The organism is Escherichia sp. E4702, assembly GCF_963883545.1.
In the GTDB taxonomy this organism is placed as follows: Bacteria; Pseudomonadota; Gammaproteobacteria; order Enterobacterales; family Enterobacteriaceae; genus Escherichia.
The window spans coordinates 128,331-142,245 of the sequence record NZ_CAWORF010000003.1; the positions used below are offsets into that span (position 1 = coordinate 128,331).

The 13,915-nt window shown below is 40.4% G+C and carries 12 protein-coding genes; all 12 read left to right on the forward strand.

All coding sequences use genetic code 11. The features are described from left to right. Nucleotides 1-3 precede the first annotated feature (3 nt). The 12 genes from gspH (at nt 4) to AACU94_RS01185 (ending at nt 13,409) form a co-directional block, all read left to right on the forward strand. Nucleotides 4-567, forward strand: coding sequence for a type II secretion system minor pseudopilin GspH (gspH, locus tag AACU94_RS01125; RefSeq protein WP_001115146.1), 564 nt, complete (start codon nt 4-6; stop codon nt 565-567). Then, nucleotides 564-935, forward strand: coding sequence for a type II secretion system minor pseudopilin GspI (gspI, locus tag AACU94_RS01130; RefSeq protein ID WP_135488771.1), 372 nt, complete (start codon nt 564-566; stop codon nt 933-935). The genes gspH and gspI overlap by 4 nt, the downstream gene beginning before the upstream one ends. Then, nucleotides 932-1,537 (forward strand): type II secretion system minor pseudopilin GspJ, encoded by a 606-nt coding sequence (gspJ, locus tag AACU94_RS01135; RefSeq protein WP_135488772.1) that lies wholly within the window; start codon nt 932-934, stop codon nt 1,535-1,537. The genes gspI and gspJ overlap by 4 nt, the downstream gene beginning before the upstream one ends. After that, complete coding sequence (gene gspK / locus AACU94_RS01140; RefSeq protein ID WP_135488773.1) at nt 1,534-2,511, forward strand: type II secretion system minor pseudopilin GspK; 978 nt, start codon at nt 1,534-1,536, stop codon at nt 2,509-2,511. The genes gspJ and gspK overlap by 4 nt, the downstream gene beginning before the upstream one ends. Next, nucleotides 2,508-3,686: a type II secretion system protein GspL gene (gene gspL / locus AACU94_RS01145; protein ID WP_135488774.1), complete on the forward strand. Its 1,179-nt coding sequence runs from the start codon at nt 2,508-2,510 to the stop codon at nt 3,684-3,686. Before gspK ends, gspL begins: the two co-directional genes overlap by 4 nt. A 1-nt stretch (nt 3,687) precedes the next feature. Next, a complete protein-coding gene (gene yghD / locus AACU94_RS01150; RefSeq protein ID WP_135488775.1) occupies nt 3,688-4,224 on the forward strand; it encodes a GspM family type II secretion system protein YghD in 537 nt (178 codons plus the stop codon). Nucleotides 4,225-5,396: 1,172 nt separating this feature from the next. After that, a complete protein-coding gene (locus AACU94_RS01155) occupies nt 5,397-6,173 on the forward strand; it encodes an ABC transporter permease (RefSeq protein WP_130207971.1) in 777 nt (258 codons plus the stop codon). Next, nucleotides 6,170-6,835 (forward strand): ABC transporter ATP-binding protein, encoded by a 666-nt coding sequence (locus AACU94_RS01160; RefSeq protein ID WP_135488776.1) that lies wholly within the window; start codon nt 6,170-6,172, stop codon nt 6,833-6,835. The genes AACU94_RS01155 and AACU94_RS01160 overlap by 4 nt, the downstream gene beginning before the upstream one ends. A gap of 240 nt (nt 6,836-7,075) precedes the next feature. Continuing rightward, nucleotides 7,076-8,224 carry a hypothetical protein gene (locus AACU94_RS01165; protein ID WP_240726416.1) on the forward strand — a complete coding sequence of 383 codons (1,149 nt, stop codon included), beginning with the start codon at nt 7,076-7,078 and terminating at the stop codon, nt 8,222-8,224. 197 nt (nt 8,225-8,421) lie between these two features. Next, the gene (locus tag AACU94_RS01170; protein ID WP_135488777.1) at nt 8,422-9,795 is read left to right on the forward strand and encodes a bifunctional cytidylyltransferase/SDR family oxidoreductase; all 1,374 of its coding nucleotides are present in this window, start codon (nt 8,422-8,424) and stop codon (nt 9,793-9,795) included. A 12-nt stretch (nt 9,796-9,807) separates the two neighbouring features. Next, nucleotides 9,808-10,713, forward strand: a complete 906-nt coding sequence (locus AACU94_RS01175) for a hypothetical protein (protein ID WP_240726418.1) — start codon at nt 9,808-9,810, stop codon at nt 10,711-10,713. A gap of 1,568 nt (nt 10,714-12,281) precedes the next feature. Further along, complete coding sequence (locus AACU94_RS01185; RefSeq protein WP_240726419.1) at nt 12,282-13,409, forward strand: glycosyltransferase family 2 protein; 1,128 nt, start codon at nt 12,282-12,284, stop codon at nt 13,407-13,409. The last annotated feature ends 506 nt before the right edge of the window (nt 13,410-13,915 follow it).

Sequence of the window (13,915 nt, forward strand, 5' to 3'; positions counted from 1 at the left end):
TCAGTGCCTGAACGCGGATTCACTCTTCTGGAAATCATGCTGGTGATTTTCCTTATCGGCCTTGCCAGTGCAGGCGTGGTACAGACGTTTGCGACCGATTCTGAATCGCCCGCGAAAAAAGCGGCGCAGGATTTTCTGACTCGCTTTGCGCAGTTTAAGGACAGGGCAGTGATTGAAGGGCAAACCCTCGGTGTGCTAATCGACCCGCCGGGATACCAGTTTATGCAGCGTCGGCAGGGGCAGTGGTTGCCCGTTTCTGCGACCCGGTTATCGGCACAGGTGACGGTGCCGAAACAGGTGCAAATGCTGTTACAACCCGGAAGTGATATCTGGCAGAAGGAGTATGCGCTGGAGCTGCAACGCCGTCGCCTGACGCTGCACGATATTGAACTGGAGCTGCAAAAAGAGGCGAAAAAGAAGACTCCGCAGATCCGTTTTTCGCCTTTTGAACCCGCCACGCCGTTTACGCTGCGCTTCTACTCGGCGGCGCAAAACGCATGTTGGGCGGTAAAACTGGCGCACGATGGCGCGTTATCCCTCAATCAATGTGATGAGAGGATGCCATGAAGCGCGGATTTACCTTGCTGGAAGTGATGCTCGCGCTGGCGATTTTTGCGCTGGCTGCCACGGCGGTGTTACAGATTGCCAGCGGTGCGCTGAGTAATCAGCACGTTCTTGAGGAAAAAACGGTAGCAGGCTGGGTAGCTGAAAACCAGACCGCATTGCTTTACCTGATGACCCGTGAACAACGAGCGGTCAGGCACCAGGGTGAGAGTGATATGGCAGGAAGCCGCTGGTACTGGCGAACCACACCGCTGAATACAGGTAACGCGCTGCTCCAGGCAGTGGATATTGAAGTCAGTCTTCACGAAGACTTTTCGCCAGTGATTCAGTCACGACGCGCCTGGTTTAGCGCCGTGGGAGGCCAACAGTGAGAAGGACTCGCGCTGGTTTCACGTTACTGGAAATGCTGGTGGCAATTGCCATTTTTGCCTCGCTGGCACTGATGGCGCAGCAGGTGACAAACGGCGTCACGCGCGTGAATAGCGCCGTCGCCGGACACGATCAAAAACTAAACCTCATGCAGCAAACGATGAGTTTTCTGACCCACGATCTGACACAAATGATGCCGCGTCCGGTAAGAGGCGAGCAGGGCCAGCGTGAACCAGCGTTACTGGCTGGCGCTGGCGTGCTGGCGTCTGAGAGTGAAGGGATGCGCTTTGTGCGCGGCGGCGTGGTTAATCCGTTGATGCGCCTGCCGCGCAGTAATCTGCTCACCGTCGGTTACCGCATTCATGATGGTTATATCGAACGGTTATCCTGGCCGCTGACCGATGCAGCAGGCAGCGTGAAGCCAACAACGCAAAAATTAATCCCGGCGGATTCGCTCCGTTTGCAGTTCTACGACGGCACGCGCTGGCAGGAAACCTGGTCATCACTTCAGGCGATCCCCGTGGCGGTGCGTATGACCCTGCATTCGCCGCAATGGGGCGAGATTGAACGCATCTGGTTGTTACGCGGGCCGCAATTATCATGATCATCTCACCACCAAAACGCGGAATGGCACTGGTCGTGGTGCTGGTATTGCTGGCAGTTATGATGCTGGTAACCATCACACTTTCCGGGCGGATGCAGCAACAACTTGGGCGAACGCGCAGCCAGCAGGAGTATCAGCAGGCGCTGTGGTACAGCGCCAGTGCGGAAAGCCTGGCGCTGAGCGCGCTCAGTCTGAGCCTGAAAAATGAACAACGCGTGCATCTGGCACAGCCGTGGGCTTCTGGTCCTCGTTTTTTCCCACTGCCGCAGGGGCAAATCGCTGTCACTCTGCGTGACGCACAAGCCTGCTTTAACCTGAATGCCCTTGCTCAGCCGACAACGGCGTCGCGTCCGCTCGCAGTGCAACAACTGATTGCCCTGATCTCGCGCCTGGATGTGCCTGCTTATCGGGCCGAACTGATAGCCGAAAGCCTGTGGGAGTTTATTGACGAGGACCGCAGCGTGCAGACGCGTCTGGGGCGTGAAGACAGCGAATATCTTGCCCGTTCGGTGCCATTCTACGCCGCGAATCAACCGCTGGCGGATATCAGTGAGATGCGCGTGGTACAGGGAATGGACGCCGGGCTTTATCAAAAACTGAAACCGCTGGTCTGTGCGCTGCCGATGACCCGCCAGCAAATCAACATCAATACCTTAGACGTCACGCAAAGTGTGATTCTTGAGGCGCTGTTTGACCCGTGGTTAAGTCCTGTTCAGGCGCGGGCGTTATTACAACAACGTCCGGCGAAGGGCTGGGAAGATGTCGATCAGTTTCTTGCACAGCCGCTACTTGCTGACGTCGATGAGCGTACTAAAAAACAGCTAAAAACCGTCCTGAGCGTGGACAGCAATTACTTCTGGCTGCGTTCAGATATCACCGTGAATGAGATTGAACTGACGATGAATTCGTTAATTGTCCGCATGGGGCCACAACACTTTTCGGTTCTCTGGCATCAGACAGGAGAAAGTGAGTGAGTTCCATGCTTGAGATTTTTTTCCCGCTTTGCGCCACCGACCCCATCCGCTGGCAGCGCCGTACACCCGACGTGGAGTGCGGTATCTGGCCTGACGTCGACAACGAACAGCTTCAGCAATGGCTGCAAACCGATGCGATTCGACTCTACATTCCCGGCGAATGGATCAGCGTCTGGCAGGTTGAACTGCCTGATGTCGCCCGCAAGCAGATACCGACTATTCTGCCCGCCTTACTGGAAGAAGAGCTGAACCAGGATATCGATGAACTGCATTTCGCCCCGTTGAAAATCGACCAGCAACTGGCAACCGTGGCAGTGATTCACCAACAGCATATGCGCAACATTGCGCAGTGGTTGCAGGAAAACGGCATCACCCGCGCTACCGTCGCGCCAGACTGGATGTCTATTCCTTGTGGATTTATGGTTGGCGATGCGCAACGGGTTATCTGCCGCATCGATGAATGCCGGGGATGGAGCGCCGGGCTGGCGCTGGCTCCGGTCATGTTCCGCGCCCAGCTCAATGAGCAGGATTTACCGCTTTCGCTAACCGTGGTCGGTATTGCACCGGAAGAGCTATCTGCATGGTCTGGCGCAGACGCCGAACGCCTGACCGTTACGGCCCTGCCCGCCATTACCACTTATGGCGAACCGGAAGGGAACCTGCTAACAGGGCCATGGCAGCCTCGCGTCAGCTACCGAAAACAGTGGGCGCGCTGGCGGGTGATGGTTCTGCCGATATTGCTGATTCTGGTTACGCTGGCAGTGGAACGGGGCGTGACGTTATGGAGCGTCAGCGAACAGGTGGCGCAAAGCCGCGCCCAGGCCGAGAAACAGTTCTTAACGTTGTTCCCGGAGCAGAAGCGGATTGTGAATTTACGCTCTCAGGTGACGATGGCGCTGAAAAAATATCGCCCGCAGGCCGACGATACCCGGCTGCTCGCAGAATTGTCAGCGATCGCCAGTACCCTGAAAACGGCGTCACTTACCGACATTGAGATGCGTGGTTTCACCTTTGATCAAAAACGGCAGACTCTTCACCTCCAGCTGCGGGCTGCGAACTTTGCCAGTTTCGACAAACTGCGTAGTGCACTGGCGGCAGATTATGTTGTGCAACAGGACGCGTTACAGAAAGAGGGTGATGCGGTTTCCGGCGGCGTAACGTTGCGGAGGAAATAACATGTTACGCGATAAATTTATTCACTATTTTCAGCAATGGCGTGAACGCCAGTTAAGCCGTGGCGAACACTGGCTGACACAACACCTGGCGGGGCGTTCGCCGCGTGAAAAGGGCATGTTACTGGCAGCGGCGGTGTTTCTGTTTAGCGCAGGATATTACGTCCTCATCTGGCAGCCTTTGAGCGAACGGATTGAGCAACAGGAGACGATGTTGCAGCAGCTGGTGGCGATGAACTCCCGGATGAAGAGCGCCGCGCCGGATATTATTGCGGCGCGAAAATCCGCCACGACAACGCCTGCACAGGTATCGAGGGTCATCAGTGACAGTGCTTCCGCGCACTCAGTGGTCATCAAGCGGATAGCTGAGCGCGGGGAGAATATTCAGGTCTGGATAGAACCTGTGGTGTTTAATGATCTGCTGAACTGGTTAAACGCGCTGGACGAAAAATATGCACTGCGGGTGACACAAATTGATGTCAGCGCAGGTGAGAAGCCGGGGATGGTGAATGTGCAGCGACTGGAGTTTGGGCGGGGGTAGGTATTGCCATTTCCTTAACCCCACCTGATAACCCTTAGCCCAATGGTGAGTGCGGAACTGTCAAACCCACTCACCGGGCTGAGTTCCGATGTAGCAAGAATTATATCCCTCCAGACCACCACGGAATGATCGACAATACTGTAGGAATTCGTTTTTCACCATGTAGTCCCTGTGAATCGACACCTTTTTCAGACTGTAAAGTTGCTTAAGTGTTTTGACACAGTATGATTATTAATAGTTGCAATAAATCATTGAGTAACAATTGATAGGCCAAAACATATAGGATAATTCTTGTGTGATCTGTATTTTGTGTAGCCTGGAAATTAGTAAAATTCCTGGAGATAATCAGAAATGGAATTTCAAATAAGTATAATAATTTCCAGGGAAACTATTCGTCGATTTTAAGAAATGTCTGCTCAGGTATATCTACTGAGGGATGATGTTGGTTGTAACACTGGTTAAAATAAATACACAAAATAATCAAGATGTATATTTTAATCAACGAAAATAATTACCTTCGGGATTATTGATGCGACTTAAATAACACCATTTAAATGTGATATAAATCACAAATATGGCTGTAAAGAGGGGGCTGTAGATATAAATAAGAAGTACACGAGTGAATTTTAAATAGAGAAATAGTTTCTCAGTGAACAATTTATTGGTAATCAATCGCATGCGTTCTGGTTTGAGGCAGATTGCAGGTGTTGTTACGCATAAAATTCATAGGTGGCATTATAATCAAGTAGTTAACAGTAATAGTAAAAAATAATTTCTTGCGAAATTAGCAGCCCATTTTGAATAAGTGTGTTCCGGAGTAATCCAGAACGCATGCTGCTTTACGTCTTTTTCAAGCCATATTGGTTAAGCAAAAAGAGGTAGAAATAATTTCCTGAGAAATTAACTCAACATTCTGAAACGGCCAGTTTTCTGAAATTACCAGAAGACCGAATACATTCATGCCTGAAGAATGGATTAGAAGAAACGAGACGGAAATAGATCTATTTATCCCTGCGGAAATAATTTCTGCTGAAATTGTTTGCGGCTATTAAAAAGGTCAAACCGTCTGACTGAATTTTATCCAGTTACAAACAAGTATTACCTCCAGTGTATTGGTAGCTGTTAAGCCAGGGGCGGTAGCATACCTGAAGAGAATAGGATCACATCACCAAATGGCAAGAAGTGGATTTGAAGTCCAGAAAGTCACCGTAGAGGCATTATTTCTACGAGAAATACGAACACGCTTTGGTAAGTTTCGTCTGGGATATCTGTGGGCGATTCTCGAACCCTCTGCGCATTTGCTGATACTGTTGGGCATTTTTGGTTACATTATGCACCGCACGATGCCAGACATCTCATTCCCGGTGTTTTTACTTAATGGCCTGATTCCCTTTTTTATCTTTAGCAGTATCAGCAAACGTTCTGTAGGTGCTATTGAAGCGAACCAGGGGTTGTTTAATTATCGACCAGTAAAACCCATCGATACGATCATTGCACGCGCACTGCTTGAGACACTGATTTACGTTGCTGTTTATATATTGCTCATGCTTATCGTCTGGATGGCAGGCGAATATTTCGAAATAACAAACTTTTTACAACTTGTGCTTACCTGGAGTCTGCTGATCATTCTTTCATGTGGCGTCGGCTTAATATTCATGGTCGTTGGCAAAACCTTCCCTGAAATGCAAAAGGTCCTGCCGATACTACTTAAGCCGCTGTATTTCATCTCCTGCATCATGTTCCCTTTACACTCGATTCCAAAGCAATACTGGTCGTATCTACTCTGGAACCCATTAGTACATGTCGTGGAGTTAAGCCGCGAGGCAGTTATGCCTGGCTATATCAGCGAAGGCGTGAGTCTGAACTACCTGGCAATGTTTACTCTGGTCACCCTGTTCATCGGTCTGGCGTTATACCGAACGCGTGAAGAGGCAATGCTGACATCATGATTAAGATTGAAAATTTGACGAAGTCCTATCGCACGCCAACGGGGCGACACTATGTCTTTAAGGATTTAAATATTGAAATCCCTTCAGGAAAAAGTGTCGCCTTTATTGGTCGCAACGGAGCGGGTAAATCAACGTTACTGAGAATGATTGGCGGCATTGACCGCCCCGACAGTGGAAAGATCATCACCAATAAAACAATATCATGGCCAGTCGGCCTCGCAGGTGGATTTCAGGGAAGTTTAACCGGACGCGAAAACGTAAAATTTGTTGCGCGGTTATACGCGAAGCAAGAAGAACTGAAAGAGAAAATTGAGTTTGTTGAAGAATTTGCCGAACTCGGTAGGTACTTTGATATGCCGATTAAAACTTACTCCTCAGGTATGCGATCTCGCCTGGGCTTTGGTTTAAGCATGGCATTTAAGTTTGATTATTATATCGTCGATGAAGTAACGGCGGTCGGTGATGCCAGGTTTAAAGAAAAATGCGCTCAATTGTTTAAAGAAAGGCATAAAGAATCTAGCTTTTTAATGGTTTCACATAGTTTGAATTCATTGAAAGAGTTTTGTGATGTGGCGATTGTGTTTAAGGATGATAATGCGGTTAGTTTTCATGAGGATGTTCAGGAGGGGATCGAGGAGTATGTTGTAGAACAAAAAATATAGTCATTAGATACATTTATCATAAATCTGTGCGTTTAATAAATAATGCAATTGATTTTTTATAAATTATCTCTCGTGCCATGAATTATATAAATGTGTGTGTGAAATTATATTTATCTTAAAATCAAGGAGATAAAATGAGTAAACTAACAAAGTTAATCACGAAACCGAGACTTTTTTTTTAGAGATGCGAAAATAAATCGAAGTAATACAGAACCATCTAAACCAGTTGCGAAAAAAAACATGCCGGTACAAAAAAAAGTGGAAAGTAAAAAAGAGAAAGTCGTAACCAAGCCAAAAATAAATAGTCTTGATCATTTTAATATCTTAGATGACATCAGGGTTATTTTACATTCAGGAGAAAGTTTCGATGCCGGTGTGGCACATTTAAAACCCTGGATTGCAGTATTGATGCGCAGTAATGTTAAATTTTTAATATTAGTGCGTAATTTGAATTTATTTGAGTGGGTAAAGATGAACTTTCCTTGGACATATGTATCCTATGCGAAAGGAGCTCAGGATATTGAAAATCTTTTAAATAAAATGCCATATGTTAATACTGTTCTATATCCTTCAAGTACGGGTAACAATATACATCTTGTGCGGTTTAGTTATTTAAATCATATTTTTATTGGGCATGGTGATAGCGATAAGGCCTCTAGTGCGCACAAGGGATTAAGGTTATATGATGAGATATGGACGGCAGGAGAAGCACATATTGATAGATTTCGCAACAGTGATTTTAATACCCAGCATATGATATTCAATAAAGTTGGGAGGCCAAACAGTAAAAAAATTATAGAAGCATGCCAATCAAATTGGAAAGAAAGAAACTATCGTGTACTTTATTTGCCCACCTGGGAAGGCCATTTTGAAGAAAGCAACTATTCCTCTGCGTTGATTTCTGGAGGTATCATACAAACTGTTGCAAATAATCTAAAACTACATATTGATGCCAAATTTCACCATATAACAGGGTCACGAATTAGTGAGTTAAAAAACCTTGATGTTAATTTATCACAATATAACTCTGATGAGGAAAGCAGAGTTACTATAATTCCGCGAACTATTCCTGTTGATACAATTTTAGCTACTTATAACATATTCATTTGCGATATTTCTGCTGTCATCAGTGAATGTCTCGCTGGTAATGGGCCAATATTTGTATATATTCCTCAAGATAGAGAAATTAATATCTCAAATTCTAATATGGCTTATGGCGATTATTGTTATACTTTTTCTACACTTAATGAACTGGAAGAGAAGTTAAGCTCTGTATTAGCTGGCAATGATTATCTTGAGGAAAAAAGAAAATTTGCTATGAATTACATTTTAGGTTATGAAGAAACTCTTAATGATAAGTTTGTTAAAGAAATAAAAAAAAATTTATGAACAACCTCAAAAAATAACGCAGCTTAAATAAAAGTAAGCATATCGATTAGTAAGAATGAATAACTGTGCTCGCGAATATTGCTAAAAACGTTAAAGTTCTACACTAATTATAAATTAAAAAATCTTATCAAAACAATATCTGTAATTTATTGTTTTTTACTTATTATAGTCTTTAATTATAAGCTTAGAGTTGAAACATGAAGAATATCGCTGTGATTTTATCTGGAGGTACAGGTTCTCGTTTCGGAGGCACCCTGCCAAAACAATTTACAAAACTAGCTGGTAAAGCTGTTATAGAGTATACGATAGACGCATTCGAAAAATCTAATAATATTGATGAAATAATTATTGTATCTCAACCAGAGCATATGCATTTAACATGGGATATAATCAAAAAAAATAAATGGAAGAAAGTTGTTAAAGTCTTTGCTGGAGGTAAAGAGCGGTTTGATTCAACTTATTCAGCTATTGTTGGATTAGAGGGATATAATCATGAATGTAATATTCTTATTCATGATGCAGTACGGCCATTGATAAATGAACATATTATAAATGACTGTATTTTTGCTCTCAAAGAATTTGATGCTGTCGATGTTGTAATCCCTTCATCAGATACTTTAGTCGAAGTTTTTGATGATGAATGTATTTCCAATATACCCAATAGAGCTTTCATGCGTAGAGGGCAAACACCACAAGCTTTTAAACTTGGCACAATAAAAAAAGCTTATCAAAAAGCAATAAAAGAACAGAGATTCACATTTACTTGTGACTGTGGTGTTGTTAGATCAATGATACCGGGTATTAGAGTCGCTACAGTTAAAGGAAATGAAGCTAATATAAAAATTACTCATCCTATAGATCTCTTTATTGCTGAAAAATTATTGCAAGAAGCTAATAAAATTTCTTATAATCCTGAAGATGATTTATCATTTTTAAAAAATAAGAATCTGGTAATTTTTGGAGGGTCAAGTGGTATTGGTTTAGAAATAAAAAATTCAGCAATTTTGTTGGGCGCAAATGTGGATGTTGCAAGTCGCTCTTATAATAATGTAGATATAACTGACATTCATTCTATCAATAAATTTCTGGCTGTGGTTAAAAAAGAACGTGGCACAATCGATTATGTTATCAATACCGCTGGGCTGCTAATAAAAAAACCTATTGATTCTTTATCTCAGTCTGAAATTAATAATTTAATAGGAATAAATTATACAGGTGCAGTAAATGTTGCAATTGCATCTAAAAAATATTTAACTGAAAGTTCAGGTATGCTTGTTAATTTCACGTCAAGTTCATATACTCGTGGACGCTCATTATACGCGCTCTATTCATCATCTAAAGCAGCAATAGTTAACTTCACTCAAGCACTTGCTGAAGAATGGACAACAGAGAATATTCGCGTAAATTGTATTAATCCGGAAAGAACTGCAACACCAATGCGTACAGCTAATTTTGGTCTTGAACCAGCTGAACTTTTACTAAATGCAAAAGATGTTGCATTAACAACTATTAAAATATTAGGAACCAGAAATACAGGGTTGATTGTTGATATTCGAAAAGATGGTCGTTAAGAGGTGATGCAAGTGTCTGGAAGTAATTTATATTATATTTATTTGGATACTAAAATAATTGGAGCTTTGGAACAACTTATTGGTTATTTCCAGACACAAGTTTTTGACTCAAATAAATGTATTGAAGTAATATGTAAATACTATAAAGAGATAGCAGATACATTTAAGAATGTTTTTATTAAACATAAAATTCCTTTCAGATTTGTACGCAAACAAGCAGATTATAAACTCGATAAAGGAAAAGTGGTATTATATCTTTTCAATGCACAGTCTAACTGTAGACTAGTCGCCAATAGGAGTTTGGTACATATTTTTGTTACTCATGGTGAAAGTCATAAATTAGCTTCAATTAAACCAATTATAAGAATTTATGATTATGTTGTAACATCAGGAAATGTTGGGATAGATCGTTTCCTTAAATCTGGAATTTTTTCTCCCTATGATGTTCAAAGCGGACGTATAATCACGTTAGGAGACACGTTTTTAGGAAATAATGAGTTTCATTATGATTTTAATAGCAATGCTTTAGTTTATGCTCCTACATGGGAAGGTGGAGTGCCTGAAGAAAATTACTGCTCATTACAAGAGGTAAACATAAATAAAATAATTGATTTTTGTAAGCGGGAATTAATAAAATATGTATACATTAAGCCTCATCCAAATCTAGGGCACAGAGATAAGATTTATATATCACAATTAAATTTAGCCATTAAAAATTTTAGGAAAAATGGGATCTTTGTATTTGTTTGCACGCCAAAAAATAAAAAATTCAATGTTTTTAAGTTCTTACTAATTGCAAAAAATGGAGATGTTAAAAAAATTAATGATTGGGGGGCGGTTAAGTTTGCTATTACTGATATTTCTGCAATGGAAATGCAATTTATACGAAAAAAAAATACCATGCCTAACGTTAATTGATAGAAAATACACCAATGAATTATACATTCCTAAAAGGCTTAACACGTATACATCAAAAACTTTTTTTGATGTTAATGATTGTTTATCGTATGATTCAGATTCAGAAAAAATCCGAGATGAGTTATTTGATTATTTTATAACTTATCCTTCAGAGGAAATTGCTGGCATGTCATATTCCGATCGTATTCAATGGCTCTGCCAGTATACAACGATGCACATGCGGAAAAGAAATAAATTCTTCAAAGAGAATTATTGAGTATAAAATGAATGTTTTATTAATCTTGTCTCAACTTATTTTAATTGATTACTCTTATGCAACACTTCATGACTAAATATTCTCTCATTATGTACATAACCCGTCTTCGATTTTAGACGATAAGCGTTCAACTTCTCATTCATATCTATATCTTGTTGACTCACATTACATAGATAAAAATCATAATGATAGTCACTCGATACTTGGCGCGGTTGATGCATCAACACGGTTATATTGTACTTGAAACTTCTTCTTGGCAGTCAACAACGATGAATTTACTTCTGGGGCTTTCACAACCGATCTTTCAGTCTGAAGTGGAATCGTTACCTGTCAGTACAAAGTTTAGCAATACAGCATATAATGCTAATTTTCTAATACACTAACCCACAATAATTACTTTCACCGAAGCACAATAAGCTTTATTTTCCACCCGCGATTAACCAACAACTAGAGTAGCAAACACGTCATAACAGGAGCCGCAAAATCCAACAGAATTGCCCTTCCTGTATGCTGAAATTAAAACTATCCCACCATGGCATGTTATTTCACTTGCTATGTCAGAATATTTTTATCCAGCGATATTCAGGTTGGACATGTTCACGCGCAATGAAGAATGTCCAACCAGCTATAACACAATAGGTCCAATTTCCAGTAAGAAAGCCGACCAGTACCAGTGCAACCACAGCACAAAGCACATGAAAATGGGGAGTATTTCTATCATGAATTTCCCTACTGACCCCAGCATAATTCCATTTGTTATTAAATTAGATGAAATAGTGCACATGCGCAAATATATAATTACTTCACTGTGAATAATATATATGATAAAATCATGACCTAAACTATCTGGAATTTAACCATTTCCGCGTTTTATGCCCGCAGCTTCCGCGGGCTTTTTTAGTGAAATTATCCCTAAAAAGAAACTATGATATTCACTTTTACTTCAATGCGGAATAAGATATACAATCACACAATTTGTACCATTAGTTTTGTTTCGTGCCTTCCCCGCTTTCGAAAGAATGTGGAGTTTTTTTATATAACCAGAACTTCACATCCACTATATGTATACATATAATTCGCTGCGCTTAAAGATATTCAAAATGCATATAGACAGATTTAGATATGCTAAACTCAACTGCGACAAAACAACCATTAGTAAAACTGTTATGAATATTAAGTATATTGTGTCATTTTGTAGTACTCTATACAGATGACAACATTAAATTATGTAATAATATTTAGATATAATTCTCCATCTTAAGGTGGTAGTGTTTTTATATTGTTAAATGCTGTTGATGTTAGAGATTGAAAAATGAAAGATGATATTGCTGCTATGCCTGAAAATATAGTGAGATTTTTTGAGCAGACATCACTACGCGAATACATCAAAAAAACATGGTTCTACAATGAAAATTGCTTCGTTGTTGATTTTGAATATAAGGATGTGAAATTCGCATTAGACTTCACCGCCAACCAGACAGTCTTGAACGTGGATTTTGTGCTTCGTACTGACTGTTCTTTTTTTACCATAAAAGGTAGTGAAAAAAAAGAAAGAATTTCATCTTGTGTTATTTTAATTGAAGCTCTTCCCTGTGCTTTATATAAAATAATGTCCGTTATAAATACTATCGATTCAAATATTAAATTCGATATCTCAGTTATAATTCCTGTTCATAATAGGGAAGCTTTAATTGTTGAATGTATAAAGTCCATTAATTCACAAACGCTAGATAAAAACAGATTTGAAGTGATTTTTATTGACGATGGTTCAACAGATAAAAGTATTTCAGCAATTGAGTATTTTATTGCATCGGACATAAATTGGCGTGTTATTCGCAGAGAAATTCCTTCTGGAAATGCTTCCGCTCCACGCAATGAAGGAATAAAAGCAGCCAAAGGACGTTATGTTTTCTTTTTAGATTCTGATGATGCAATTCATCCAGAATTACTTTATGATGGACTACGTATTGCAGATAAAAATAATAGTGATATTGTATATTTTAAACAAGCCTCATCTACAGGGCGTGGAATACCTGTACGGGCATTCAGAAAAAGTGCTAACAAAGCAGATATTATCAAGAATCATTTATTCAGATCACTGAAAATTTTCAAATTATTTAAAAGAAAATTACTTATTGATAATGGGGTTTTATTCAACCCATCAATACCTGTTTACGAAGATATGATTTTTTCATGTCACGCATTAACTGTTGCTAATACTGTATCAGTTTTAGCAGATAAGGATTATTATATTCTTAACGGGCACGATCAACCACATCTTTCTAAAGTTAGTTTCCCAGTTGAAAATAGAATTTTTGTTTTGCAAAGTGGATTAAACTATATTTTGCTTAGTAAAAATGGAATGATTGAAAAAATAAAAAATGTTCAACGCATGGATGATCATATGCTCAGAACATTTAGCAGCCATCATAAGAAATAAAAATCTATCGAATGAGAAAAAAGAAATACTTTTTTAGTCAGATGCATAAATCATTAGCAGCCCATCCAGAACTTACAAATATTGATTTTATTTATAAGAAATTTAAAAATCTTTCACAATACCTTCTTGAGGGAAACTATGAAGATTTTAAATATAATGCTTTGGAATTGAATAAAATAAATAAAAAGCAGGAGAAGAATTGATTTAATAGTCTATTTCGCTGTATAAAAATATTTTCACGTAAGGAATTCCCATGCGAGATAAAACTAGTTATCACGCATGGTTTTTTACATGTAACTAGAGATTATATATCAAAAATATTGGAAGCGGAACTGTAGTCAATATGTAAAAATTCTAGCGATGTAGTTAACTATCGAAAATTATATCTACCTTAATAAATCAAATTGTAAAGCGTAATTTTTTAGCATATATCTAATAGTTAGTTGTGTTTTTTTAATTAAAATTCATTGAGGCTTAAATTTAAATTATCTATTAAACTATTATGT

What these genes read in the sequence shown, in the direction of transcription:
- gspI (WP_135488771.1), top strand. Translation starts at nt 564, where the DNA reads ATGAAGCGCGGATTTACCTTGCTGGAAGTGATGCTCGCGCTGGCGATT.
- gspK (WP_135488773.1), top strand. Translation starts at nt 1,534, where the DNA reads ATGATCATCTCACCACCAAAACGCGGAATGGCACTGGTCGTGGTGCTG.
- yghD (WP_135488775.1), top strand. Translation starts at nt 3,688, where the DNA reads ATGTTACGCGATAAATTTATTCACTATTTTCAGCAATGGCGTGAACGC.
- AACU94_RS01155 (WP_130207971.1), top strand. Translation starts at nt 5,397, where the DNA reads ATGGCAAGAAGTGGATTTGAAGTCCAGAAAGTCACCGTAGAGGCATTA.
- AACU94_RS01160 (WP_135488776.1), top strand. Translation starts at nt 6,170, where the DNA reads ATGATTAAGATTGAAAATTTGACGAAGTCCTATCGCACGCCAACGGGG.
- AACU94_RS01165 (WP_240726416.1), top strand. Translation starts at nt 7,076, where the DNA reads ATGCCGGTACAAAAAAAAGTGGAAAGTAAAAAAGAGAAAGTCGTAACC.
- AACU94_RS01170 (WP_135488777.1), top strand. Translation starts at nt 8,422, where the DNA reads ATGAAGAATATCGCTGTGATTTTATCTGGAGGTACAGGTTCTCGTTTC.
- AACU94_RS01185 (WP_240726419.1), top strand. Translation starts at nt 12,282, where the DNA reads ATGAAAGATGATATTGCTGCTATGCCTGAAAATATAGTGAGATTTTTT.